The following is a 24,040-nucleotide window of genomic DNA, read 5'->3' on the forward strand; positions in this document are numbered from 1 at the left end:
ACGTTCTGTCCCCTCTCCCAATGTACATACCGAGTACCTCATGAACACTTGTTTGGGGGGAGGGAGGCTAGTCCGGAGTTGCGGTCAGGTGCCGGAGCTAATTTGTGGCACGTTCGGTCCCCTCTCCCAATGTACATACCGAGTACCTCATGAACACTTGTTTGGGGGGAGGGGGGCTAGTGCGGAGTTGCGGTCAGGTGCCGGAGCTAATTTGCGGCACGTTCGGCCCCCTCTCCCAATGTACATACCGAGTACCTCATGAACACTTGTTTGGGGAGAGGGGGCTAGTCCGGAGTTGCGGTCAGGTGCCGGAGCTAATTTGTGGCACGTTCGGTCCCCTCTCCCTGTGGGAGAGGGTTAGGGTGAGGGGCGTCACTAGTCTACACTCTCCATATTGAGCTTTTAATAATTGGCTGTATACTTATACAGTATTATTGGAGGCGCGATGCGTAAAATCATTCATGTCGATATGGACTGCTTCTTCGCAGCGGTAGAAATGCGCGACAACCCCAGCCTGCGCGATATCCCGCTGGCTATCGGTGCCAGCGCCGATCGGCGTGGTGTGATCAGCACCGCCAACTACCCGGCGCGCCGTTATGGCGTGCATAGCGCCATGCCGACCGCCACGGCGCTCAAGCTGTGCCCGCATTTGACGCTATTACCGGGCCGCATGGCGGCCTATAAAGAAGCCTCGCTGCATATCCGTGAAATCTTTGCCCGCTATACCCCGCTGATAGAACCGCTCTCTCTGGATGAAGCCTATCTGGACGTGACCAACAGCACCCAATGCAACGGCTCCGCCACCCTGATTGCCCAACAGATCCGCCAGGAAATTGCTGCTGAATTGAACCTGCCCGCCTCGGCGGGCATTGCCCCGATCAAATTCCTCGCCAAAATCGCCTCCGAGTTGAACAAGCCAAACGGCCAATACGTCATCACACCGGCGCAGGTGCCCGCTTTCTTGCAGCAACTGCCGCTGAGTAAAATCCCCGGCGTGGGCAAGGTCACCGCCAAACGGTTGGAAGAGGTGGGGCTAATCACCTGCGCCGATGTGCAGAACTATAATCTGGCCGATTTGTTAAAGCGCTTCGGCAAATTTGGCCGGGTGCTGTGGGAACGCTGCCAGGGTATCGATGAGCGTGAGGTGTCTCCCGATCGTTTACGTAAATCGGTAGGGGTTGAGCGAACGTTGGTGGCCGATATTCATGAGTGGGAAGATTGCGAGGCGTTGATCGTTGAAAAGCTCTACCCCGAGCTGGAAATGCGGCTGCGCAAGGTCAAACCGGATCTGCATATCGCCCGCCAGGGAGTGAAGCTGAAGTTCCAGGATTTCCAGCAAACCACCCAGGAGCACGTTTGGCCGGTGCTCAATATTGAGGACTTGCTCAACGTGGCCCGCCAGGCATGGCAGGAGCGGAGGGAAGGGCGTGGTGTGCGCCTGGTTGGCCTGCACGTAACGCTGCTCGATCCTCAGTTGGAGCGGCAACTGGTACTGACGTGGTGATAGTAAAATCGGGTGTGTTTAAATGCACAACCGTAGGTACAATCGTTGCCGGTTCTTTGGGATTAAGACATTCAACGGGAAGAGTGAAAAATGGACGTGATTCAGCAAAAATCGGTCACAAGATGGACATGGGCCGATTTACAAAGCAGCTATCGATTTTGGGGCCTGGTTGTTTATTTCACCGCGATTGTTATTAGCCAATATCTCTTTAATGCCTATTCGGCACTCTATATCCGGCAAACCGCAGATTTACCGATCTCGATGATTGGAGTCGCAGTGGGATTACAACAGGTTGGCATGCTGTTTGGAGCCTTGTTGGCCTGGATGGCCAGCCGGATGAAAAGCTATTATTTGCTGTATCTCTTTAGCGGGCTGTATTTGTTTGGCCTGTTTTTGTTCTGCTTTCATACCAGCAATCACGTTTTGATGATAACGGGAGAGATCCTGATAGGGATGGGGCTAGGGGCTATCATGCTGATCGTTCCGGCCTTTATCGCAGGGGCAGTTGGCAGCGTAGAGGCATTTGTGCTGTCATTTGGCCTGATGGTGACGCTAAAAATGGTGTTTGGCTCATCCATGATGGCTATAGCCGGATGGCTTTTTGATATTGAGCGGTTATTTTCCAGCCCTGAGTATTTCTTTACCCTGTTATCGGTCCCCGTCATTATCGGGACACTGTTCCTGCTGCCGCTTAAGGCCTGTTTATTTAATTGCGAACCGCCGGTGCGGCAAGCAATACCACAGCCGATTAAATACCGCGATCCTGCCGTGACTTTCCTGCTTTTTTTGGTGCCGTTTTACAATATTTACTGGCTGGTAAAAATCCACGGGGAGATCAGAAATTACACCCAATCTGCGGCTTTGCTAACGCCTAGAGGGGCTGGATGGTCGGCTTTTGTTACCGCCTTTGTCACGCCGGCGATATTTTCCACGCTTAACGATAATCTACGCACCATTATTGAAAGCCATGGGCAAACCGCAAGGTATAAAACCTGGCTGATTATCCTGTTTGCTTTCTTGTTACCACCGGTTAGCGCGGCGTTGATACAGTCGCAGATGAATGAAATCAACGGTAATCTGAAGCGGGAAGAACAGCTGTCATAACGAAAAATGGGCCCAGAGTTGAACTGGGCCCAACATCATTACCCGCGCTCAGGAATAGCTTTCAGCAGGGCGGTCAGCAGCGTCCAGTATTGGCCAACGCTGGCGATATGCACTTGCTCATCCGGCGAGTGAGGCCCGGTGATGGTCGGCCCAATCGACACCATATCCATCTGTGGGTAAGGCTTCTTGAACAAACCACACTCCAGCCCGGCGTGGATCACCATGATGTTCGGCGTCTTGTTGAACAGCTTCTGGTAGGTTTCACGTACCAGTTGCATCACCGGCGAGTTAGCATCTGGCTGCCAGCCTGGGTAGCCGCCTTTCGGTGCCACTTTGGCGTTGGCCAGTTGGCCCACTGCGGTTAGCATATCCACCACATAGTCTTTACCGCTGTCGATCAGGGAGCGGATCAGGCAAATGATCTCGGCTTCATGCTCGCTGGTGGTCACCACGCCGACGTTCAGCGAAGTTTCTACCACGCCTTTTACTTCGTCGCTCATGCGGATCACGCCGTTAGGGGTACCGTTGAGCAGTGCCACAAAGCGGCTCTGGCTATCTGCGGTGAGTGCCTGCAAAGCGGTGGTGGCTGGCTCGAGCAGAACGGTAATATTCTTCTCTTTGGCAGACAGTTCGTTTTGCAGCGTAGCCAGGAACTGCTGGCTCAGGGTTTTCAGCGCATCGGCTTTGGCGGCCGGAACGGCTACTACGGCAGAGGCTTCACGTGGGATGGCATTACGCAGCGTACCGCCGTTCAGCTCCAGCAGGCGCAGGTTCAGCTCTGGCGTGTGGGCAAACAGGAAACGGGCCAGCAGCTTGTTGGCGTTGCCCAGGCCGTGATGGATATCGGCACCGGAGTGGCCGCCTTTCAACCCTTTCAGGGTCAGCTTCAGCGTTTGGTAACCGGCTGGCAGTGCTTCACGTTGCAGCGGCAGGGTGGTGATGAAATCGATCCCCCCGGCGCAGCCCATGTAGATTTCGCCTTCCTCTTCGGAGTCGGTGTTGATCAGGATGTCGGCTTGTAACCAGTTTGGCTGCAGGCCAAAGGCACCGTCCATACCGGCTTCTTCCGTCATGGTCAGCAGGACTTCCAGTGGGCCATGCTCTACGCTGTCATCGGCCAGCACCGCCAGCGCAGACGCCATACCGATGCCGTTGTCGGCACCCAGCGTGGTACCGCGAGCCTTGATCCATTCGCCGTCGATATAAGGCTGGATCGGGTCTTTGGTGAAATCGTGAACCGTATCGTTGTTCTTCTGCGGCACCATATCCAGGTGCGCTTGCAGAGCCACCGGCTTGCGATTTTCCATACCTTTGGTGGCAGGCTTGCGCAGCAGAATATTGCCGACCTGGTCGCGCTCGGCATGCAGGTTCTTTTCTTTGGCCCAGTCGAGGATGTGCTGCGCTAACGCTTCTTCATGGTAAGAAGGGTGTGGGATTGAGCAGATCTTGGCAAAAATATCCCACAGCGGCTGTGGCGAAAGTTGAGACAATTCAGACACTATAAGTCTCCTGTGACAGCATTTTCAGCAGGGAGTGAATGCTGTGCGGTTAGGGTGAGTGGCTATCTGTGCTTCAGGCACGTGAGCCTGAGAATATCATTTTATTTGCGGCTGTGCGCGCCCCGCATAACGCTGTTTATCGGCTTGGACTCCCCGTTTTACGGGCGGTTGCTCAGATAAGCCACGCGGCTCGTCACAAAGATATTCACAGGAAAAACGCATCAACGCCTCGGTTCAACTGGTATTCGTGGCGCGCAGTCTCTATAATCTCGCGCAACCTTTTTTCCCCCTGAACTACTGAGTAAGCCACATCATTGCTGGCTGGGACACCATTCTATGAGCGAAAAATACGTTGTTACCTGGGATATGTTGCAAATGCAAGCGCGCAAACTGGCTCACCGCCTGCTGCCTGCCGATCAATGGAAAGGCATCATTGCCGTAAGCCGTGGCGGCCTGGTGCCTGCTTCACTGCTGGCACGTGAGTTGAGCATCCGTTATGTGGATACCGTCTGCATCTCCAGCTATGACCATGACAACCAACGCGAAATGAAGGTGCTCAAGCGCGCCGAGGGCGATGGTGAAGGCTTTATCGTGGTTGACGATTTAGTGGATACCGGCGGCACCGCCAAAGCGATCCGCGACATGTACCCGAAAGCCCATTTCGTGACCATCTTCGCCAAGCCTGCTGGCCGCCCGCTGGTTGACGATTACGTGGTTGATATCCCGCAGGACACCTGGATCGAGCAGCCTTGGGATATGGCGGTGACCTTCGTGCCACCGATCGGCGGCCGTTAATCAGCCCCTGCTTCAAACGCCCGGCAATACCGGGCGTTGTTGTTTATGCAGCGGTTTCGTCAAATTCGGTAAATTCCCCGCCTTCTACCCCCAGAGTTAGGTACACTAGCACCTAGATATCCCGGCTATTCAAGCCTTGATGTAAGTCTCAGGAGGCTGTTGTTACCATGGCACAGGCCAACCTTTCCGAAGTACTGTTCAAACCTTCATTTAAACATGTCGAAACCTCGACGTTAGTCACCCGTGCCCATCATGCGGTAGGTGCCGATATGCACTCCGCCTTGGAAGGGGACACCGATGGCAACTGGTATCGCATGCTCAATCATCTGCTGTGGACCTGGCGCGGCACCGATCCGTTGGAAATCAGCGAAGTGTTGGCGCGCATTGCTGCCTCCAACGCAGAGCATAGCGACGATCACCTGCTGGATACCGTGGTCGGTTACCGAAACGGCAACTGGATCTACGAATGGGTGCGCCAGGGGATGCTGTGGCAGCAGCGGGCATTAGAGCAACAAGATCCGCTGGTCGGCGGGCAGTATTGGCTCAATGCCGCCAATCTCTACAGCATTGCCGGTTATCCGCATCTGAAAGGGGATGAGCTGGCCGAACAGGCAGAGGTGCTCTCCAATCGCGCCTATGAAGAAGCCGCATTGCTGCTGCCGTACCAGCTAAAAGAGCTGGAGTTCGCCATTGAGGGCGGCAGTTCCATCACCGGCTTCCTGCATATGCCAGATAACGGCCAGGCGCCGTATCCAACGGTACTGATGTGCGGCAGCCTGGATACCTTGCAGACCGATTACCACCGCCTGTTCCGTGATTATCTGGCGCCGCACGGCATTGCGATGCTGACCATCGATATGCCGTCCATCGGTTCATCCTATAAGTGGAAGCTGACGCAAGACTCCAGCTTCCTGCATCAGCAGGTGTTGGCTCAACTGCCTTCCGTGCCTTGGGTTGACCATACGCGTGTCAGCGCCTTCGGCTTCCGCTTTGGTGCCAACGTGGCGGTACGCCTGGCCTATCTGGAATCGCAGCGTTTGCGCGGTGTGGCCTGCGTTGGGCCGGTGGTGCATAGCCTGCTGTGTGAGTTGAAATGCCAGGACCACGTGCCGGATATGTATATGGACGTGCTGGCTAGCCGCATGGGTATGGCCAACGCTTCTGACAGCGTGCTGAAAACCGAGTTGAACCGTTATTCCCTGAAAACCCAGGGGCTGTTGGGCCGCCGTTGCCCAACGCCGATGCTGGCCGCCTATTGGGATGAGGATCCGCTTAGCCCCAAAGAAGAGTCGCAGCTGATCGCGTCTTCTTCGCTGAGCGGCAAACTGATCGCCATCCCGCGTACGCCGGTTTATCAGAGTTTCCATCAATCCTTACTGCAAATTTGTGATTGGCTAAGAGATAAAATGCGCTAACTAGTTGCTAATTTTTAACAGTTTGTTAAAAAGGGTGGACTACATTGTGGAGGTTGAAAAATGACGCTACCGAGTGGCCACCCTAAAAGCCGACTAATGAAACGCTTTGCCAGCCTGGGGCCGTACCTGCGCGAAGGGCAATGTGAGAACGACCGCTTTTTCTTTGACTGCCTGGCGGTCTGCGTCAACGTCAAGCCAGCGCCGGAAAAACGTGAGTTCTGGGGCTGGTGGATCGAACTGCAGGCCGATAATTCCCGCTTCACCTATAGCTACCACTTTGGTCTATTTGACAAGGAAGGGCGTTGGAACGAGGAAAAGATTAAAGATGCTGAAGTGAAAGAGAAGCTGGAAAGCACGCTGCGCGTGTTCCATCGTCGCCTGGGTGAACTGCTGGCCACCATGGAGCTGAAGCTGGAACCCGCCGATGATTTCATCGAGCAGCCGATAAAACTCTCCGCCTAAATCAATTCCCCCGCAAATTTACGCCGAAATCGCGTTGTGCCTGTTGGCATAACGCGTCTCTCCTGTTACAACGTCATGCATTCCTTTTAACTCCAACGGCAGAACTATTATGAACGGCAGCCAGACATTGGTTGTGAAATTGGGCACCAGCGTGTTGACCGGCGGTTCGCTGCGTCTGAACCGTGCCCATATTGTCGAACTGGTGCGCCAATGCGCCCAGCAACATGCAGCGGGCCACCGCATTGTTATTGTTACCTCCGGGGCGATTGCTGCCGGGCGTGAACACTTGGGCTACCCCGAACTGCCCGCCACCATCGCTTCCAAGCAGTTGCTGGCGGCGGTGGGGCAGAGCCGGCTGATCCAGCTGTGGGAACAGCTGTTCTCAATCTATGGCATTCATATCGGGCAGATGCTGCTGACGCGTGCCGATCTGGAAGACCGCGAGCGCTTCCTCAACGCGCGTGACACCATGACCGCGCTGCTGGATAACCGCATTGTCCCGGTGATTAATGAGAACGACGCGGTTGCCACCGCAGAAATCAAAGTCGGCGACAACGATAACCTGTCTGCACTGGCTGCCATTTTGGCTGGGGCCGATAAACTGCTGCTGCTGACCGATCAGCAGGGCTTATATACCGCTGACCCGCGCAATAACCCGGAAGCTGAGCTGATCCGCGAAGTGCATGGCGTTGACGATGCGCTGAGAGCCATTGCCGGTGACAGCGTTTCCGGTTTGGGTACCGGTGGCATGGGTACCAAGCTACAGGCCGCCGATGTGGCCTGTCGTGCGGGCATTGATGTCATTATCGCTGCCGGTAGCAAGCCGGGCGTAGTGGCAGATGTGATTGAAGGCAACCCGGTGGGCACTCGCTTCCATGCGCTGGAAACCCCGTTGGAGAACCGCAAACGCTGGATCTTTGGTGCACCGCCTGCGGGCGAGATCACCGTTGACGATGGAGCGGTAGAAGCGATGATGGCCCGTGGCAGTTCACTGCTGCCGAAGGGTATCCGCGATGTTAAAGGTGATTTCTCACGTGGTGAGGTGATCCGCATCCGCAATCTGGCGGGGCGCGATCTGGCTCATGGCGTCAGCCGTTATAACAGCGATGCCATGCGCATGATTGCCGGGCACCACTCGCAGCAAATCAGCGAGATCCTGGGCTATGAATATGGCCCGGTGGCCGTGCATCGCGACGATATGATCGTAAGTTAAGGAGTGAACATGCTCGAGCAAATGGGGAAAGCCGCCAAACAGGCTTCCTGGCAGTTGGCGGTACTGAGCACGGCGAAAAAGAACCAGGTGTTGGCGGTGATGGCCGACATGTTGGAAGCCCGCAGCGAGGAAATTCTACAGGCGAATGAGCAGGATATGGCGCAGGCGCGTGCCACCGGGATGACTGAAGCCCTGTTGGATCGTCTGTTGTTGACTCCAGCGCGTCTGGCGGCGATCGCCAACGATGTGCGCCAGGTCTGCCGCCTGAGCGATCCGGTTGGCCACGTGCTGGACGGCAATCTGCTGGACAGCGGCCTGAAGCTGGAGCGCCGCCGTGTGCCGCTCGGGGTGATTGGCGTGATCTATGAAGCGCGCCCCAACGTCACCATCGACGTCGCCAGCCTGTGTTTGAAAACCGGTAATGCGGTGATCTTGCGCGGCGGTAAAGAGACTCACCATACCAATCAGGCGACGGTGAAAGTGATCCAGCAGGCGCTGGAACAGTGCGGGCTGCCAGCGGCGGCGGTGCAGGCGATCGAAAGCCCGGATCGTGAACTGGTGAATGAACTGCTGCGAATGGATCGTTATGTCGACATGCTGATCCCACGGGGCGGTGCCGGGCTGCATAAGCTATGCCGCGAGCAATCGACCATCCCGGTGATCACCGGTGGTATCGGCGTGTGCCATATCTATGTAGACGACAGCGTAGACTACGACAAGGCGCTGACGGTCATCGAAAACGCCAAGATACAGCGGCCAAGCGCCTGTAACTCGGTCGAAACCCTGCTGGTTAACCGCACCATCGCTAACAGCTTCCTGCCTGCGCTGAGCGCGCGTATGGCCGCCGTAGGGGTAACGTTGCACGCCAGCGATAATGCCATGCCGTTGTTGCAGGAAGGGCCAGCGAAGGTGGTTGCGGTGGCCGCAGAAGATTACGATGACGAGTGGCTATCGTTGGATTTGAACGTGACGCTGGTGGATGATATCGATCAGGCCATCGATCACATCCGCACCCACGGCACCAGCCATTCCGATGCCATTCTGACTCGCTCGCTAAGCAACGCCGAGTATTTTGTCCGTGCGGTGGATTCCTCTGCGGTATACGTCAACGCCAGCACCCGCTTTACCGACGGCGGCCAGTTTGGTTTGGGCGCAGAAGTTGCGGTCAGCACCCAGAAACTGCACGCCCGCGGCCCGATGGGGCTGGATGCGCTGACCACCTATAAGTGGATTGGCTACGGCGACGATTTGGTGCGCAGCTAGGTTTCGATAGCCAGATTTAAACGATGTTTTGGGCGCAGTGTGTAGATACTGCGCCCTTGTTGTTTCTGACTATCGGCTCACTCGCAGCTTTTGATCATCGAGCCATCAACGCAAATACTCCCCAGCCAAGGTATTCACGCGTGTACGTCACGTGGCGTTTAGGCGCTGTCGTCAACTGCGTCCGGACTTCCTCCGCCATGTCGTCATCGGGGTTTGCCTCCAACCATCGGTGCATCGTCAGCCACATGGCCGCGACGTACCTGTCCCAACCTTCCTGATTTGCCAACACCATTTCTACGACGTCGTAACCGAGCGTGTCGAAAGATGTGACAAGATCTGCCAGGAGGAGAAAGTCGGAGAGGGCAGTAGCACCACACTCTTTGGCGATATCTTCCGTCGGCGGTAACAGACGCCAGTAAGGTTCACCGATAAGGATGATCCCGCCAGGCTTGAGGCTTTTAGCCAGCAGCTCGATAGTCCCGGCGACGCCTCCAGCAATCCAGGTGGCACCGACGCAGGCTGCCACGTCACATTTTTCATCGGCTACGTAACCGGCAGCGTCGTTATGGATAAACTCGACGCGTTCGGTGACACCGAGTTCCTCTGCGCGCAGTTTGGCCTGTTGAGTAAATAACGGACTCATGTCGATACCAGTACCGATGATGTTGTAATCGCGTGCCCAGGTGCAGAGCATCTCCCCCGAACCGCTGCCGAGGTCGAGCACTCGCGCGCCCGGTTCCATACGTAGCACTGCGCCGAGAGTGGCGTACTTCTCGGGTGTGAACGGGTTATGAATGCGGTGAGCACTTTCGCAGATAGTGAAAATACGTGGGATATCCAATGCAGAATTCCTTTCATTGATTTGTGTCGTTTCAGAGGTTGCTGTCATCGCTTTTTCTGCCAGCAGGACAATCAGCTTTCCTTCGAACGTTTCGCTGGCTGGCCATGCTGTACTATCCGGCCCGGGGATCACGGTGAGGCCGTTATCACCGATCAGGCGGAGATATTCTTCATCGTGCCAGGCCGTCATTTGGTTCCCAAAACGCGCGGTGTCACCATTTTCGTCGATGGCCCAGAATAAGGTTGAGCTGGTTTGCGCCGTTTCATCCCAGGTGTGTTCCGTCAACAGCAAGTGAGGTCTGGCGAGAAACAGCCCCTGCGGACAGCGTTGCCAGCTCGGTGCAGCCATGCCCTGACGCTTTACTTCATCAAAGGTATGTACTTCTGCCAGCAGCTTGCCTTCTGGAACTAACCACTGCGCACAACGGCTAAGTAAGGTGCGGGCGTCCACCGCGCTGAAGACATTCAGTTCTCCAAAGGTCATCATGATGAAATCGAACCGGTTCTCCGGGGAGTACACCCGTACATCTTGTTGCAGATACTCAATGTCTAATCCTGCCGCCTCTGCCTGCTGACGGGCATAGATGATAGATGCCGGAGAGAAATCCACGCCGGTACAGCGAAAGCCCTGCTCTGCAAGCATATGGGTGTAAAAGCCAGGGCCACAACCGAGATCGAGAATGTGTGCGCCTGCTGGGAGCTGGCTGGCGATCCATGCCACCTGCCGTTCAATGACCGGTAGCTTCCGGCTGGCCCAATTGTGCTCCTGTGACAAGTGGTTCTCCAACATGCGCTGGCTAAACGCTGGATCGTCCCAGGGGATTTTGCTTTCATCTGGCGACAGTTTTATGGGGTGGGAGCCAGAAATAATCGTGTTGATGTCCATCACACTCTCCTTAGCGGTTGTCCAACTGGGCGCGAACGTTGTTCAGCCCGCTGGTATTGATGCGGTACGGTTGTCCATTGACGGACTTGATCAGCTTTTTGGTTTTGAGTTTTTTGAATACGGCTAGCGTGCAGTCGCTGAGCAGCAGCCCTTCGCGGCTGTAGCATTCAACGGAGGTGACGCGGCCTGATGTATCGCGGACGTGCGCAATACGTCCACCTTTGGCGAGAACGTGTAAGGTACGTTGTTCCTGACGGGATAAATTCATGCTGAAAAACCTGTTAATCATCATGTGCAAAACGTGCAAACACCCAGCGGTGTCCGCATTCGATTTCGGCGCATTGATAATCAGTCCGGCCTGAAAAGGTCGGGAAGCTGACTATCGGATGATTACATTCTCCAGCATCAAAGCCTCGGTATGAGTTGAAAGGGTTTTACGGCGGGAATAGTAACACACATTATTTGTATGGGAATAAGCTGGCACTGAAAAGTGTGATCCTTGATACATCAGCGTTAATGTTGTCGCGTGGGCAGTGAAGGCGATCCAGCATACTGAATCGCATAGACTCGAACGATTAGCTTAGGTCATGCAAGGCTTTATCCACCGGTGGAGTCAGCGTGATATTCAGGAAGTCCACCGATAACCCACGACGTTCAGGCGTGCAGCACATCACACCGATTTTCGCTGCGCCTTGCGGAAAGAAACATAAGCGTAGCAGCGGCCAGTGATGACCCTCCATTGAGTACTGTAATCGCAAGCTGTTGCCTTTGCGGGTCAAGCGAAGCCAGAACTCACGTGGATCCCCCGCAAAGGTGCCGGTTGCCCAGTCTGAGTTCTCCAGCGTCAGCACGCTGCCTATTGCGGGTGCACCGTCGTTAAACTCAATACCGGCTTTAAGCCAGTGCTGGTCATCGATCATGAACATGATCCCGGCCTGGTCATACAGCGTGGTGAAGTCCGCGCAGACCTTTACCTGAAAAGTGAAGTCTTCAATGACGTCGGTGGCGAAGATGTGCCCTGAAAAACGCTCAAACCCGTACCAGGTTTTTTGCCAGAAGTCGGTTTTGTCATTTGTGACAACGCTTAACTTACCGTGATCGCACTGCCATTGTTCAGGTTCATTAATCCAGTAAAAGGAATCAAGCATCAAGCCTCCCAGGGGCAAAAAATACACGTTTGTCTACCGGAAATCAGTTTACGCCTTTGTTGATACAATGACTTCCCCAAAGCCCATCGTCTTTCTACGAGATGATGAGCCAGATCAGCGTCATAAATCGGACTATCGCTATCATTATCGCCCATTGGTTAACCGAAACGGCATTTTTAACCAATAGATAAACTCTGAAGCAATATTATTATATTTCAGGTGGATAGTGATGAAAGTTGCAAACCAAAAAATCATTGACGGGAAAAGATACCAGCTGGAATTTTATGATGGGTTTGATCGCGGTTATCTCGAGTCGCACTGGCTTCCCTATTATCTGCCGCAGTGGAGTAGCCGGGAGTTATCCTCACCGAGATTCGAGTTTTCTGAAGACGGCTTTTCACTTAATATCGAGCAAGATCAACAACCCTGGTGCCCGGAGTTTAATGGGGAAGTCAGAGTGTCTTCTCTGCAGACGGGTGTTTACTCTGGCCCGGAGGGGTCACTACTGGGTCAGCATCGCTTTTCGCCAGACTGCCGGGTGCGTCAAGCACAGGTGGCTGAGAAAAAATATCTGCCAAAGTATGGCTATTTCGAACTGCGAGCCAAATGCCCTATTGCAGCAAACAATGTCGCTGCACTCTGGATGATCGGTTATGAAGATCTTCCCGAGCGGTCTGCGGAGATTTGCCTCTTCGAGCTTAAGGGTAAGAATATCCGTGACGGCTACTCTCTGATTGGTTATGGGGTTCACCCCTTTGGTGATACCCGCATTAGAGAAGAGTTCTATGAGGAGCCTGTTGAGATTGATGTCACTCAATTCAATACTTACGCCATTGCATGGACGGAAAACCAGATTGATTTCTTTATCAATGATCGAAAAGTGAAAACCATCAATCAATCACCCGATTATGAAATGCAGCTGATGTTAAATCTGTATGATCTTGAAAATCGCAACGCAGAAAATATGCGTTTCTTTATCGACTATGTTGCCGGATTCCGCAATAACGACTTGTGAAGCCAAGCCCCCTCGCCCTGTCCTCAGGGCGTGGTTTGCCAGTGTTGAAACCAGTGCTGCAACAAGGTCCGCTCTTGCTGCCCATTCGGCCACACGGGATCAATGATCAAGATAGAGATAGTGCATCCAGCTTGTCATGCGCAGCAGCACCTTACGCATCACGGAAACATGGGTAAAGTGGTCGGAATACACCGCCACCTGGGCAAATATCCCATCTGGCAAAGCATCAACATCCGCATTCGGCTCTAACTCAATCACCGCCAGCACGCCATCGGAACCCGGTATCATGCTCAATGATTGCAGGGTCCCCTGCGCCTGGTACGTTCCGCTGGGAACGACGGGAAGTATGCTGGTCAGCCTCCCCTGAAATACCTGGCCAGGTAGCGCATTGAAGACGATCTCGGCTTGATCGCCCGATGTCAGGCGTAACAGCGAATTTTGTCTGAATTGCGCGACGATTTGCCGTTTTTGCTGCGGGATAAACACCATTACCGGGCGCAGTGGCAACGCCGCCGCGTAAGTTCCTGGGCGGATAAGCACCTGGGTTACATAACCATTACTGGGGGCGCGAACCACGGTCTGGTCGAGATTGTATTTGGCTTCCGTTAACTGGGCCCGGAGGCTGACAATCTGCGACTGTTCTCCGTTGACGACGCTGTTTAACTGGCTTTTAATCTGTGCCTGTTCAGCCAATGAACTTTTCACCAGCGCATCCTGTGCCAGAAAATTTTGTCTGGCGTTATCAATATCGCTTTCGGAGAACGGGTTTACCTTGGCCCGGCTCCCTCTAAGATAGCGCTGGTAGTCTTTATATAAACGATCGCGTTCGGCAATGATCCCCGAGGTATGGGCGACGGCTTCATCTAATTGCCCTTGGAGCACCTGGATGCTATGGATTGCCGTCATTAAATCGGCCTGTAATCTATCGACACGCGCCTGGTATCGCGTGGGCTCTATTTTAAAAAGTACCTCACCTTTTTTTATAAAGGTATTCTGCTTATCAGTAACCTCACTGACAATGCCAGTCACCTGCGGTGTGATGGGAATGGAAACCACGGCCTTTTGCGCTTGAAAAGTATAGGGGTGGTTATAATTCATTAATAAAATCAGAGCGCCCACTAAAACAACGCCACCCAATGCTGCGGTTGGGACCGTCCATTTGTTTACCGGGATTTTAAATATTTTGAATATGCCATAGGCCAACGCGACATAGGTAAGAATAATGAGCAAGTCCATGGAGTTACTCCGCAGAAGGTGTTTTGGTTTCGCTGATGCTTTGTTCCAGCTCGGTTATTCTTTGCTCTAAACGGGCAAATGGATCTTGCTGGCCTTGCATGCCCCAACCGCGCTCTGGGCGATACAACGTGGCCCATATCCATAAAAAGGGCCATATCACATGCAGAGTAAACAAACTGACCCAACCCGCAACATGGATGGCGTCTGCATGCGGATGATTGCGTGCTTTTGCAATCAGATAAGGAATGTCATGGAGAATAATGATCCCGTAAAAAATGACGAGGAAGACAACAATGAGTACGCCTAACGCAAAGTAATTTAGGAACATGGTGGCCTCGGCTAAGCAAACGAGCCCGACGGATAAGGTAAGAGCATTGTTGGTTGCGCTTCCGCGTCTGTTAGGCGTGTATTAGTAGGTTGTCATTGACCGTAGTGGGTAATAATTTAAGAGTAATGATATTTTTCATCTACTTTGGCAGTACCGACCGAAAATGACATGTGGGGAGATAAAACACCTACAGCGACGCTAAAAGGATGTTTTTTCATATGTCATCTCGCAAGTGAGGGTCAGTTCATAAAATATAGCACCATCCAAAAAATCTGGCGGTATGAGAACATTTTTGTTGGTGAGTTATCAGCAACCTTTGTCGGTAACGGGGCTAAAATGGTAGTGTCTATGAACCCATTTCATAAGTTCTGTGCGAACTGGCAAGAGTTACGTCAACCAAGGGAATACGCATGCTGAAAGAAAACTTCAATGAGCTACAGGTTTTTCTCGTCGTGGCAAGGGAGAGAAGTTTTACCAAAGCGGCGGGTAAGCTGGGTGTTTCACAGTCTGCACTCAGCCACGCTATAAAGGCGCTGGAGGAGCGTTTAAACCTGCGGCTGCTAACTAGAACCACCCGCAGCGTTGCCCCCACGGAGGCGGGCGAGCGGATCATTGCCTGTCTCGAACCCCGTATTGCAGACCTTGAACAGGAGTTGGAAGCCCTCGTTCAACTGAATGGTTCCGCTTCCGGTAATATCCGGCTTTCGGCGGGCGAGCATGCGGTGCGCAGCCTGCTATGGCCAAAGCTAAAGCCATTTCTACGGCAATACCCGGAAATCAACGTTGAGCTGGTGGTAGATAACGGGTTTATCGATATTGTGGATGGGCGTTTCGATGCCGGAATACGCCTTGGCGAAAGCGTCGATAAGGACATGGTTGCCGTGAAGATCGGCCCGGAGATGCGTATGGTGGTGGTGGGCGCGCCAGCGTATTTCGCCACCAACAGCATTCCGCAGACACCACATGAACTGCAAGATCATAAGTGCATTAATATGCGTTTACCTACCGCAGGCGGTTTATATCACTGGGAGTTTGAGAAAGCCGGTAAGCCGCTGCGCGTCAGGGTCGAGGGCCAACTGACGTTGAATCTGTTGTCGGAAAGAATCGACGCAGCGCTGTCAGGGTTTGGCCTGGTCTGCGTGCCAGAGGATATGGTCCAGGGCTTGGTCAAATCTGGAGAACTTATTCAGGTGCTGCAAGAGTGGTGCCCCTCTTTCCCGGGCTACTACCTCTACTACCCAAGTAGAAAGCAGCATCCTCCGGCGTTTGCTCTGTTGATTGATGCGTTGCGCCATGGTGATTGAATGGCTTGCGGGCAACCGCAAGCCTGAGTAAACCTTAACGACCCACGCGTGCCTGTAAGGCGGCCGGATAACGTTCGCCCACGATTTTCACCTTCTCCAGCGCTTGAGTAATCTTGAGCAAATCATTCTGGGAAAGAATGAGATCTGCAGCCCCCAGATTCTCTTCCAGCCGATGCAGTTTGGTTGTCCCTGGGATGGGCACAATCCACGGTTTTTGTGCCAGTAGCCAGGCTAAAGCAATTTGCGCTGACGTTACGCCTTTCTCTGCAGCAAGTATTGTCAGCAGGCTGACCAACTGCTCATTCGCTTCCAGCGCCTCTGCGGCAAAACGTGGCACCTTGCTGCGGAAATCATCTTCACCGAACGTCGTGCCGGCCTTGATGGCTCCGGTCAAAAAGCCTTTGCCCAATGGGCTGAATGGCACGAACCCAATACCTAACTCTTCCAGCACCGGCAGAATTTCCTGCTCAGGCTGGCGCCACCACATTGAGTATTCACTCTGTAGGGCGGTAACCGGCTGTACCGCATGAGCGCGCCGAATGGTTTGCACGCTTGCCTCTGACATGCCAAAGTGTTTGACCTTGCCTTCAGCAATCAGATCTTTCACGGTGCCCGCAACGTCTTCAATGGGCACATCGGGATCGACGCGGTGTTGATACAGCAGATCGATCACGTCGGTTTTGAGCCTGCGCAGTGAACCTTCCACCGCCTGGCGGATGTGCTCTGGGCGGCTGTTTAAAATCTGCTGTTTGTTGTCATCACCAAAGGTAAAGCCAAATTTAGTGGCGATAACGACCCGATCGCGCAGGGGTTTTAAGGCTTCGCCGACCACTTCTTCATTCAGATACGGGCCATAGACTTCGGCGGTATCGAAAAACGTCACGCCACGCTCAACGGCTGCGCGGATCAGTTCGATGGCCTGACGCGTATCCGTTGCCGGGCCATAGCCGTAGCTCAACCCCATACAGCCCAGGCCCAGCGCTGACACTTCCAGCCCGGACTTACCGAGATAACGTGTTTGCATTCGGGAGTTCCTCCTATTTTACGTCGTTAAACGTCGAGTTTGCGGCCGGTGAGCCATTCCACCATCGCCGGATCGCGATGCGAGAAGAAAGCGCTGGTCGCGGTGTCGAGGGCGGTAATTTGCAGCATATCGTCTGGGCTGAGTTCGAAGTCCAGGATGTTGATGTTCTCTGCCATCCGGGATTGACGTACCGATTTAGCCAGTGAAACGATGCCGCGTTGGAAGATCCAGCGCAACACCACCTGACCCACGCTTTTGCCGTACTTTGCGCCAATAGTGGCTAATAGCGGATGCTGGAACAGACCATTTTTGCCCTCCGCGAAAGGGGCCCAGGCCTCAGGCTGAATGCCACGGCTCTGCATCCACGGCACCGCGTGCAACTGTTGGTTGAACGGGTTTACTTCAATTTGATTGACCGCTGGCGTCACTTGGTTATAGGCGATAAGGTCGGCCAGGCGATCCGGATGGAAATTGCTGACGCCAATAGCGCGAATTTTCCCCGCCTGGTGCAACTCCTCCATAGCACGCCACGCGCCATGAACATCCCCGTAGGGCTGGTGGATCAGATAAAGATCGACATAGTCCAATTGCAGGCGATTGAGTGAGCGTTCAAATTGCGCTTTTGCGCCTTCATAGCTGGTGTCCTGCAACCAGAGTTTGGTGGTGATAAACAGCTGGTCGCGTGCAATGCCGCTTTGCTTAAGGGCGTTGCCGACCTGCGTTTCATTCTGGTAGGAAGCTGCGGTATCGATCAGCCGATAACCGATTTCGATGGCGTCAAGAACGGCGCGCTCGCACTCTGCGGCATCCGTCATCTGGAAGACGCCAAAGCCCACCAGGGGCATGGTAATACCGTTGTTCAGTGTGACTGTTTGCATGACGTTACCCTTCACTGTGGTGTGAGAAAAGCTTAACGCAGAGTGATTTATTTGATTAGAGGGAGTAATTCGCTAGGGTTAATTAGCAGGATTCATTAATAAGCGAATGAACCCTGCTGGTTGTGCTACTGCAGATTTTTAGTTTGCAGTAGTTGGCTGACCTGGTCGGCAATCTGGACATTATTCAGGTCTGAGAAGGGGAAGTGGGTGTTCCCTTTGATGCCGATCTCAGGCAAATGGATCACCGTAACATCACCACCGTGCTTATTGACCACGTCGCGCCACTGGCGGGCCATAGCCAGCCGGACACGCCAACTGTCCTGCGCGGGCATGGCGACGGGTTTATCAGGAATGTTATCGCCGTAAAAAATCAGGATCGGGATTTTGGTCAGCGCCATAAACTGATCCATCGGCACGGGTTCACCTTTCAGCGTATCGAACGCGCTGGGCATCGGTGCAGGCAGTTCATTTTCAGGGAAGACGAAGCTGCTGCCCGGTTCAAAGGCCACGATGGCTTTCACCTTGCTGTTTTTGATTGCGGTATACCAGCCTGGCCCGCCGCCCTGCGAGTGGGTAAACAGAATGGCCGGGCCGGTTTTATCCACCACCGCCGACATGGCATCGGCGATAACGTTGATATCAAAAGGCCCGGTGTTCGGCGTCATCTGGCGGAAATACTGATCCAGCGTTGCCGGATCGTGAGAAAACTGCACGTCTTTGAAATAGTCCGGCCAGACACCGATGCGGAACTGATTGAACCACATCTGCTCATCCGGTTTTGGCGTCACGGTACCTTCAACCGTGGTGCGCCCGGCGCCACCTCGACGTGGTTGATCGACCAGATAAGTGGAGAAACCGCGGCGCAGGAAAATATTTTGAAAGCCTTCGCGGCCATCCGGCGTGCTTTCCCAGGTGCGGGAGAACTGCCCCGCACCATGCAGCATGATCAGCGGATATTTATGCGGGTTTTCCGGGATTTGATAAAATACGGCGGCGTGATCGCCGTGATAAGTCTGGCCAGCAGGCTCCAGAGGTTTTTTGGCGTCAAATTTCCCCGGTGCAGTCATGATTGTGCCACCGGCAGAAAAGCTTCCTTGTTCTTTAATCACCAGCGGTTCGGCATAAACAGGCTGGGCAACAAGGCCGCCCGCCATCATGCAGAATACCAGCGTTTTCAATAGTGTCTTCAAGGCTATTTCCTCTATGTATTTGCACCACCATCATAGCTGAGTTGATCCAGAGGATTGTTAAGCCCCCCTGAATGCCCTTATCTGTGGCGCTCATTAATCGGACTGAACAACCCTTGCTACTTCACGTTAGCCAGTGCTTGCACAAGCGCAAGTTCAGCCCGTGTCGCGGCATCATTTTCACCGTGCTCGCGCAGCACTTGCGCAAGCTGACGTAGTTGCCCCGCCGTTAGCCCGACGCGCAGGCTGGCGCGCATATGTGACAATAATTGTGCTTCCACGCCAGGCGTGGCCGCCAATGCGCCGACCGTTGCCAGTTCACGGCTTTGCCAGTCCAGATTGTCACGGGCAAAAATATCGCCGAACAAATGCGTCTGCAGGAACCGGTTAATTACCGGAGCGAACTCAAAAAGCGGGCCTTGAACCGGTGCACCGGAGATTTTGGTCTGGTTAGCGATACCCACGCGAAGGAGCTCATCACCGACGGGGACAGGGCTGACAGGAACCGCGCCCTCAGCATCGTTGATGCCACGTTGTTTACGTGCCTCAACCACCTTCATCAGTTCATTTAACGCATTGAGACTGCGGGGAAAGCCGGTATAGGCGTAGAGCTGAATGAGGATTTCTTTGGTTTCGTTGATTGTCATCCCATCGTCCAGCCCCTGATTAAGCGCAGCATTAAGTTTTGCCATGTTGCTGCTTGCCATAAACGCGGCTATCAAGGGGATGGCTTGCTGACGTGCGGATAACGTTTCCGACACCGGGTGTTGATGATTCATGTCTGATGCTCCTTGGGCTACGGGGGCGGCACTCGACGTCATACTGACGCTGAGCAACAAGCCAGCCGCAACGGCGAGTGTTTTAATGCGCGAGATATTGTTCATCGGTCACCTTTTCCATCCACTGAACGCTGTTACCTGCCACAATCCCGGTTACCGCCAGATGCGTCATGGCGCTACCAGGGGCGGCGCCATGCCAATGTTTAACGCCTGGTGGACAGGCCACCACATCGCCAGGGTGAATCATCTGTACCGGCTGGCCTTGTTGCTGGGTCAAGCCTAGGCCGGAGGTCACAATAAGCCGCTGGCCTGCCGGGTGAGTGTGCCAGGCCGAACGTGCGCCCGGTTCAAAGGTGACATAAGCCGCGGAAACGCTGATGTTGTCATCTGCACGGAATAACGGATCAACCCGGACACGCCCGGTAAAATTCTCCGCCGGGCCATATACCGGGTTCTGGCTCCCGGCGGGAGCGATGTGCACTGAAGCGTTTGGCTCCTGCGCCAGGGAAGAAAAAGTGATGAGCGGTAGTAATAGCCCGAGATAACTCATTTTTCCAATCATGCGATGCGTCCTGTTAGTCAATAAAGTGGATGCTGTGTCGCGATGATTCTAGCCAGGGCCCGATGTCGTCAGGCTGACGAGCTCCTGACAATTTTGTCAGGTGTTATGGGTAACGATTTTTCTCCATCGGAATCGAGGGATAGCTGCCGGGTCGCTGGCAAAGCAAAAGTAAGCCCAAAGGTATTGATGCCGTTCTCGCTGAGTGCGAATACGCCTCCCTGGTGCATAATGGCTACCGCTTGTACGATTGATAATCCGAGGCCATGGTGGGTGTCGCTTTTAGCACGTGAAGCGTCCACGCGATAAAAACGTTCGAACAGACGATCTAGATGTGCAGGCTCAATGGGATCGCCGGGATTTGAAACGGCGACCCAGGCCAGATTATCCTTTTCGCTTAAGCGGACCGTAATGGTGCTTTGGGGCGGTGAATGTCTGGCACTGTTTTCCAGCAGATTGGCCAGTGAACGATGGAACAACCGCCGGTCAATATGGGCGTGCACGTCTCCTTTCACCCGCAAGGTAAGCTGTTTTTCCGCCAATGAAGGTTCAACATATTCCGCCGTCTTAAGCGTCTCTTCCCGTAAAGAAACCGGCGTTAGCTGGGAGGCATGAACACCTGCGTGAGCATGTGACAGGAACAGCATATCGTTGACGATGGACGTCATCCGTTCGAGTTCCTCCAGATTTGAGCCGAGTAACTCTTCAAGCTCCTCGCGTGAGCGTCTGCGGGATAACCCCAACTGTGTCTGGCCAATCAGGTTCGTCAATGGCGTGCGTAATTCATGGGCTACATCGGCGTTAAAGCTCTCAAGCTGCCGCCAGGCGATCTCCTGCCGTTCCAGTACGCCGTTAAACGAAGAGGCCAGTTGTTGCAGTTCTTTGGGTAACGCGGCGGTATCCAGGCGCTGAGTGTGGCCTCCCGGAGCCAGATGCTGTGCCTGGCTACTCAATGCTTCCAGCGGGCGTAGACCAATCCTTGAAATGGCATAACCCAGCAAGGCAATAATCAACACGCCTAACGCAGTAATGATCAGCAGCGTGCGGGTAAACGCATCCAGTGTGCCCATGTAGGGCGTGGAGTCGATGGCAACGACATAGCGCAATTCCGGTCTTGCACCATTGGCAGGGAGGGTTTTCACCAGCAGGAAAAGGGAGCAGGCGTCCTCTGATGCCCCTGGTATTTTATTGAAACCCTCGCCAAGAGAGGACCAGTCGGCCCCCACGGGAGGTGGCCCCCCCACGCTAAAACGGGGATTGTCACTGACGATCCAGTAACGAACTCGCTCACCTTCGGAACTGGCCAGATCGGTAAACTTGTGCGCGAGGGCGGGCCAGCCCTCGGAAGAGGTGCGAGTGGTGATCCAAGGGCTCATAAGAGACTCACGGAACAGCAGTTCGTTGTGCATTTGCTTTTGCAAAGAGTCATGCAGTGAACTCCTCAGCAGGAAACCGACTGCGGAGATCAGCAGCACGGCGCACAAGGCAAACATCAAGGCCAGATGCCCAGAGATGGAGCGCTTGAACATGTTTTTCACCTTCATCTAGCTTTGGGAGTCAGGTCTGACTTCCAGGACATAGCCCATACCGCGCACGGTATGCAGCAACCTGACCTCGAACGGTGCATCAATCTTGGCACGCAGGCGCTTTATCGCGACCTCAACGACGTTGGCGTCACTGTCGAAGTTCATATCCCAGACCTGCTCGGCAATCATCATCTTTGACAGGATTTCGCCCTGGTGCCGTGCTAACAGGCTTAGCAGGGAAAACTCTTTGGCAGTGAGCTCCAGCCGGAGCCCGCTGCGGAATACCCGGCGAGCCAGCAGATCCAGATGGAGATCGTGGATTTGCAGTTGCGTAATATCCGCTCCGTCAGTTTTACGCCGGCGGACCAAAGCCTGGATACGGGCAACCAGTTCAATCAGTGAAAAAGGTTTGGGCAGATAATCATCAGCGCCAAGACGCAACCCCTTGACGCGCTCATCCACCGAGCCCCGGGCTGAAAGCATGAGCACGGGTGTTTGCTTGCTGGCGCGCAGGACTTCCAGCACCCGATAGCCGTCTATGCCCGGTAGCATGACATCGAGGATGATGGCGTCGTAGTCATATTCCAGCGCGTAGTGCAGGCCTTCTGCGCCATCGGCGGAGACATCCACGGTAAAGCCTGATTCCCCTAGCGCACGGCTAAGGTAAGACGAGGTTTTTTCTTCGTCCTCCACTAATAAAAGTCGCATTCAATGGTTCCTTTTTCGGCCAGGGGTAGAACGATATTAACGCTTCATTGCCATCGTTTACCTGACATTTTTCTGACATTTCTGTCAGTTAACCCACCGGTCTAAATGACAAAATTGTTATGTGCCCGTCATGATGCTGACAGCCCTGCCTCCCTAAGCTGGTCAGACATTATCCATTCCGTGAGCCTTTACCTATTTGGGAGATGAAAATGAAATTCACGCTATTAAACGCCATGCTGCTAACGGCGATGACGGGCATTGCAGCCAGCGCCTATGCTGCCGATTACCGACAGAATCCGTTTACCCTGACGTATCAAGGTGCCATCACCAGCAACGTCCAGGGCAAGGTCAATATCCATCCGGTGAAATATGACCTTCACGGCATTCAGATCGCGGCCAATGTCTACACCCCTGCCAACTACGATCCTGCCAAAAAATACCCGGCGGTGGTGGTTGCGCATCCTAATGGCGGTGTTAAAGAGCAAGTCGCCGGGTTATATGCCCAGCGGCTGGCAGAACAGGGTTACATCACCATCTCCGCCGATGCGGCTTACCAGGGAGCCAGCGGTGGGATGCCTCGCAGCGTTGATAAACCCGCCAACCGCATTGAGGATATTCACGGCATGGCCGACTACCTCAGCCAGTATCCTGGCGTAGATGCGCAACGTCTCGGTCTGCTTGGCATCTGCGGCGGCGGCGGTTATTCATTAAAAGCCGCCCAGACCGATAAGCGATTTAAAGCGCTGGCGACGTTGAGCATGTTTGACTCCGGGCTGGTGCGGCGTAATGGTTATCAGGACTCCCAACTGTCGACGATCCAGGAACGCTTGCAGCAGGCCTCAGAGGCTCGCGCCAAAGAAGCCGCCGGTGGTGAAATTACCTATACGGGAGATGCCAAACTCACCGATGAGCAAATTGCCAAACTGCCGTTTGAGTTGTATCGCCAAGGCTTTGAGTATTATGGCAAAACGCATGCGCATCCGAATTCTACCTTCCGCTATACCCTGAGCAGCCTGCTCGATTTGATGAGCTTTGATGCGCAAAGCAACATGGATCTTATCAACCAGCCGCTGCTGATGATGGCAGGCACCAAGGCGGATTCGCTATACATGACAGAAAGGGCGTTCAGCAAGGCTACCGGTACGAAAAACAAACGGCTGTACCTCATCGATGGAGCGACGCATATCGAAACCTACTGGGTTCCACGCTATGTCGATCAGGCGATGAAGCAGCTTGATACCTTCTTCGATAAAAACATTTAACCGGCGGTTTTAGTCATTTGCGTGGCCAGTGCCATTAGCGCACTGGCCACGCTTGCAGATGAACTTATCTTAGCGGGTAAAGGCAGTGAGATAATCACGGATAGA

At 54.0% G+C, this 24,040-nt stretch carries 23 protein-coding genes; 10 read left to right on the top strand and 13 right to left on the bottom strand.

Going from position 1 to position 24,040, the window contains the following annotated elements:
• Window positions 1-445: 445 nt before the first annotated feature.
• Both dinB and AC6HVW_RS21755 read left to right on the top strand, forming a co-directional pair.
• The gene (dinB, locus tag AC6HVW_RS21750) at window positions 446-1,504 is read left to right on the top strand and encodes a DNA polymerase IV (RefSeq protein ID WP_497569664.1); all 1,059 of its coding nucleotides are present in this window, start codon (window positions 446-448) and stop codon (window positions 1,502-1,504) included.
• Between the two features lie 90 nt (window positions 1,505-1,594).
• Window positions 1,595-2,608, top strand: coding sequence for an MFS transporter (locus AC6HVW_RS21755; protein WP_497569665.1), 1,014 nt, complete (start codon window positions 1,595-1,597; stop codon window positions 2,606-2,608).
• Window positions 2,609-2,646: 38 nt separating this feature from the next.
• Here the strand turns inward: AC6HVW_RS21755 and pepD are convergent, their stop codons facing one another.
• On the bottom strand, window positions 2,647-4,107 hold the full coding sequence (pepD, locus tag AC6HVW_RS21760) for a beta-Ala-His dipeptidase (protein WP_059199932.1): 1,461 nt from the start codon (window positions 4,105-4,107) through the stop codon (window positions 2,647-2,649).
• 336 nt (window positions 4,108-4,443) lie between these two features.
• Between pepD and gpt the strand changes: the two genes are divergently transcribed.
• The 5 genes from gpt to proA all read left to right on the top strand — a co-directional run bounded on the left by gpt (window position 4,444) and on the right by proA (window position 9,255).
• Window positions 4,444-4,902, top strand: a complete 459-nt coding sequence (gpt, locus tag AC6HVW_RS21765) for a xanthine phosphoribosyltransferase (RefSeq protein WP_021805588.1) — start codon at window positions 4,444-4,446, stop codon at window positions 4,900-4,902.
• A gap of 167 nt (window positions 4,903-5,069) precedes the next feature.
• Window positions 5,070-6,317, top strand: a complete 1,248-nt coding sequence (gene frsA / locus AC6HVW_RS21770; RefSeq protein ID WP_021805587.1) for an esterase FrsA — start codon at window positions 5,070-5,072, stop codon at window positions 6,315-6,317.
• Window positions 6,318-6,377: 60 nt separating this feature from the next.
• Window positions 6,378-6,779, top strand: a complete 402-nt coding sequence (crl, locus tag AC6HVW_RS21775; protein WP_071681210.1) for a sigma factor-binding protein Crl — start codon at window positions 6,378-6,380, stop codon at window positions 6,777-6,779.
• A gap of 109 nt (window positions 6,780-6,888) precedes the next feature.
• Entirely contained in the window at window positions 6,889-7,992 is a 1,104-nt protein-coding gene (proB, locus tag AC6HVW_RS21780; RefSeq protein WP_024483654.1) for a glutamate 5-kinase, read from the top strand.
• A 9-nt stretch (window positions 7,993-8,001) separates the two neighbouring features.
• The gene (gene proA, locus AC6HVW_RS21785) at window positions 8,002-9,255 is read left to right on the top strand and encodes a glutamate-5-semialdehyde dehydrogenase (RefSeq protein WP_186486994.1); all 1,254 of its coding nucleotides are present in this window, start codon (window positions 8,002-8,004) and stop codon (window positions 9,253-9,255) included.
• A 94-nt stretch (window positions 9,256-9,349) separates the two neighbouring features.
• Here the strand turns inward: proA and AC6HVW_RS21790 are convergent, their stop codons facing one another.
• The 3 genes from AC6HVW_RS21790 to AC6HVW_RS21800 all read right to left on the bottom strand — a co-directional run bounded on the left by AC6HVW_RS21790 (window position 9,350) and on the right by AC6HVW_RS21800 (window position 12,129).
• The gene (locus AC6HVW_RS21790; protein WP_497569666.1) at window positions 9,350-10,981 is read right to left on the bottom strand and encodes a class I SAM-dependent methyltransferase; all 1,632 of its coding nucleotides are present in this window, start codon (window positions 10,979-10,981) and stop codon (window positions 9,350-9,352) included.
• Between the two features lie 10 nt (window positions 10,982-10,991).
• Window positions 10,992-11,249 carry a YjhX family toxin gene (locus AC6HVW_RS21795; protein ID WP_024483657.1) on the bottom strand — a complete coding sequence of 86 codons (258 nt, stop codon included), beginning with the start codon at window positions 11,247-11,249 and terminating at the stop codon, window positions 10,992-10,994.
• A 307-nt stretch (window positions 11,250-11,556) separates the two neighbouring features.
• Window positions 11,557-12,129 carry a DUF1349 domain-containing protein gene (locus AC6HVW_RS21800; RefSeq protein ID WP_071681213.1) on the bottom strand — a complete coding sequence of 191 codons (573 nt, stop codon included), beginning with the start codon at window positions 12,127-12,129 and terminating at the stop codon, window positions 11,557-11,559.
• Window positions 12,130-12,358: 229 nt separating this feature from the next.
• Between AC6HVW_RS21800 and AC6HVW_RS21805 the strand changes: the two genes are divergently transcribed.
• Window positions 12,359-13,144 carry a glycoside hydrolase family 16 protein gene (locus tag AC6HVW_RS21805; protein ID WP_071681214.1) on the top strand — a complete coding sequence of 262 codons (786 nt, stop codon included), beginning with the start codon at window positions 12,359-12,361 and terminating at the stop codon, window positions 13,142-13,144.
• Window positions 13,145-13,243: 99 nt separating this feature from the next.
• Here AC6HVW_RS21805 and AC6HVW_RS21810 read toward each other — a convergent pair whose 3' ends face one another.
• Together AC6HVW_RS21810 and AC6HVW_RS21815 are read right to left on the bottom strand one after the other, a co-directional pair.
• Window positions 13,244-14,380: an HlyD family secretion protein gene (locus AC6HVW_RS21810; RefSeq protein ID WP_071681215.1), complete on the bottom strand. Its 1,137-nt coding sequence runs from the start codon at window positions 14,378-14,380 to the stop codon at window positions 13,244-13,246.
• Between the two features lie 4 nt (window positions 14,381-14,384).
• Entirely contained in the window at window positions 14,385-14,708 is a 324-nt protein-coding gene (locus AC6HVW_RS21815; RefSeq protein ID WP_071681216.1) for a DUF3302 domain-containing protein, read from the bottom strand.
• Window positions 14,709-15,118: 410 nt separating this feature from the next.
• Between AC6HVW_RS21815 and AC6HVW_RS21820 the strand changes: the two genes are divergently transcribed.
• Window positions 15,119-16,012: a LysR family transcriptional regulator gene (locus AC6HVW_RS21820; RefSeq protein ID WP_071681217.1), complete on the top strand. Its 894-nt coding sequence runs from the start codon at window positions 15,119-15,121 to the stop codon at window positions 16,010-16,012.
• A gap of 34 nt (window positions 16,013-16,046) precedes the next feature.
• Here the strand turns inward: AC6HVW_RS21820 and AC6HVW_RS21825 are convergent, their stop codons facing one another.
• The 7 genes from AC6HVW_RS21825 to AC6HVW_RS21855 form a co-directional block, all read right to left on the bottom strand.
• The gene (locus AC6HVW_RS21825; protein WP_071681218.1) at window positions 16,047-17,036 is read right to left on the bottom strand and encodes an aldo/keto reductase; all 990 of its coding nucleotides are present in this window, start codon (window positions 17,034-17,036) and stop codon (window positions 16,047-16,049) included.
• Window positions 17,037-17,062: 26 nt separating this feature from the next.
• The gene (locus AC6HVW_RS21830) at window positions 17,063-17,914 is read right to left on the bottom strand and encodes an aldo/keto reductase (protein WP_071681219.1); all 852 of its coding nucleotides are present in this window, start codon (window positions 17,912-17,914) and stop codon (window positions 17,063-17,065) included.
• 125 nt (window positions 17,915-18,039) lie between these two features.
• Window positions 18,040-19,104: an alpha/beta hydrolase gene (locus tag AC6HVW_RS21835; protein ID WP_071681220.1), complete on the bottom strand. Its 1,065-nt coding sequence runs from the start codon at window positions 19,102-19,104 to the stop codon at window positions 18,040-18,042.
• 116 nt (window positions 19,105-19,220) lie between these two features.
• Window positions 19,221-19,985, bottom strand: a complete 765-nt coding sequence (locus AC6HVW_RS21840; protein WP_071681221.1) for a carboxymuconolactone decarboxylase family protein — start codon at window positions 19,983-19,985, stop codon at window positions 19,221-19,223.
• Window positions 19,963-20,442 carry a (R)-mandelonitrile lyase gene (locus tag AC6HVW_RS21845; RefSeq protein ID WP_059199948.1) on the bottom strand — a complete coding sequence of 160 codons (480 nt, stop codon included), beginning with the start codon at window positions 20,440-20,442 and terminating at the stop codon, window positions 19,963-19,965. Before AC6HVW_RS21845 ends, AC6HVW_RS21840 begins: the two co-directional genes overlap by 23 nt.
• 68 nt (window positions 20,443-20,510) lie before the next feature.
• On the bottom strand, window positions 20,511-21,968 hold the full coding sequence (locus AC6HVW_RS21850; RefSeq protein WP_071681242.1) for a heavy metal sensor histidine kinase: 1,458 nt from the start codon (window positions 21,966-21,968) through the stop codon (window positions 20,511-20,513).
• Window positions 21,969-21,983: 15 nt separating this feature from the next.
• Window positions 21,984-22,673, bottom strand: coding sequence for a heavy metal response regulator transcription factor (locus tag AC6HVW_RS21855; RefSeq protein WP_071681222.1), 690 nt, complete (start codon window positions 22,671-22,673; stop codon window positions 21,984-21,986).
• A gap of 209 nt (window positions 22,674-22,882) precedes the next feature.
• On the opposite strand from AC6HVW_RS21855, the gene AC6HVW_RS21860 reads away from it, so the two are divergent.
• A complete protein-coding gene (locus AC6HVW_RS21860; RefSeq protein ID WP_186486996.1) occupies window positions 22,883-23,935 on the top strand; it encodes an alpha/beta hydrolase in 1,053 nt (350 codons plus the stop codon).
• The last annotated feature ends 105 nt before the right edge of the window (window positions 23,936-24,040 follow it).

The sequence above is a fragment of the Serratia sp. NCCP-200 genome (genome assembly GCF_059697885.1).

Bases quoted from the DNA above. Each gene is read 5' to 3' on its own strand.
- AC6HVW_RS21805 (WP_071681214.1), top strand. From the start codon at position 12,359: ATGAAAGTTGCAAACCAAAAAATCATTGACGGGAAAAGATACCAGCTG.
- proB (WP_024483654.1), top strand. From the start codon at position 6,889: ATGAACGGCAGCCAGACATTGGTTGTGAAATTGGGCACCAGCGTGTTG.
- AC6HVW_RS21815 (WP_071681216.1), bottom strand. From the start codon at position 14,708: ATGTTCCTAAATTACTTTGCGTTAGGCGTACTCATTGTTGTCTTCCTC.
- AC6HVW_RS21860 (WP_186486996.1), top strand. From the start codon at position 22,883: ATGAAATTCACGCTATTAAACGCCATGCTGCTAACGGCGATGACGGGC.
- AC6HVW_RS21840 (WP_071681221.1), bottom strand. From the start codon at position 19,985: ATGAACAATATCTCGCGCATTAAAACACTCGCCGTTGCGGCTGGCTTG.
- proA (WP_186486994.1), top strand. From the start codon at position 8,002: ATGCTCGAGCAAATGGGGAAAGCCGCCAAACAGGCTTCCTGGCAGTTG.
- AC6HVW_RS21825 (WP_071681218.1), bottom strand. From the start codon at position 17,036: ATGCAAACACGTTATCTCGGTAAGTCCGGGCTGGAAGTGTCAGCGCTG.
- crl (WP_071681210.1), top strand. From the start codon at position 6,378: ATGACGCTACCGAGTGGCCACCCTAAAAGCCGACTAATGAAACGCTTT.
- AC6HVW_RS21810 (WP_071681215.1), bottom strand. From the start codon at position 14,380: ATGGACTTGCTCATTATTCTTACCTATGTCGCGTTGGCCTATGGCATA.
- AC6HVW_RS21790 (WP_497569666.1), bottom strand. From the start codon at position 10,981: ATGGACATCAACACGATTATTTCTGGCTCCCACCCCATAAAACTGTCG.
- AC6HVW_RS21795 (WP_024483657.1), bottom strand. From the start codon at position 11,249: ATGAATTTATCCCGTCAGGAACAACGTACCTTACACGTTCTCGCCAAA.
- AC6HVW_RS21830 (WP_071681219.1), bottom strand. From the start codon at position 17,914: ATGCAAACAGTCACACTGAACAACGGTATTACCATGCCCCTGGTGGGC.
- gpt (WP_021805588.1), top strand. From the start codon at position 4,444: ATGAGCGAAAAATACGTTGTTACCTGGGATATGTTGCAAATGCAAGCG.
- AC6HVW_RS21845 (WP_059199948.1), bottom strand. From the start codon at position 20,442: ATGATTGGAAAAATGAGTTATCTCGGGCTATTACTACCGCTCATCACT.
- dinB (WP_497569664.1), top strand. From the start codon at position 446: ATGCGTAAAATCATTCATGTCGATATGGACTGCTTCTTCGCAGCGGTA.
- AC6HVW_RS21820 (WP_071681217.1), top strand. From the start codon at position 15,119: ATGCTGAAAGAAAACTTCAATGAGCTACAGGTTTTTCTCGTCGTGGCA.
- AC6HVW_RS21850 (WP_071681242.1), bottom strand. From the start codon at position 21,968: ATGTTCAAGCGCTCCATCTCTGGGCATCTGGCCTTGATGTTTGCCTTG.
- frsA (WP_021805587.1), top strand. From the start codon at position 5,070: ATGGCACAGGCCAACCTTTCCGAAGTACTGTTCAAACCTTCATTTAAA.
- AC6HVW_RS21755 (WP_497569665.1), top strand. From the start codon at position 1,595: ATGGACGTGATTCAGCAAAAATCGGTCACAAGATGGACATGGGCCGAT.
- AC6HVW_RS21800 (WP_071681213.1), bottom strand. From the start codon at position 12,129: ATGCTTGATTCCTTTTACTGGATTAATGAACCTGAACAATGGCAGTGC.
- AC6HVW_RS21855 (WP_071681222.1), bottom strand. From the start codon at position 22,673: ATGCGACTTTTATTAGTGGAGGACGAAGAAAAAACCTCGTCTTACCTT.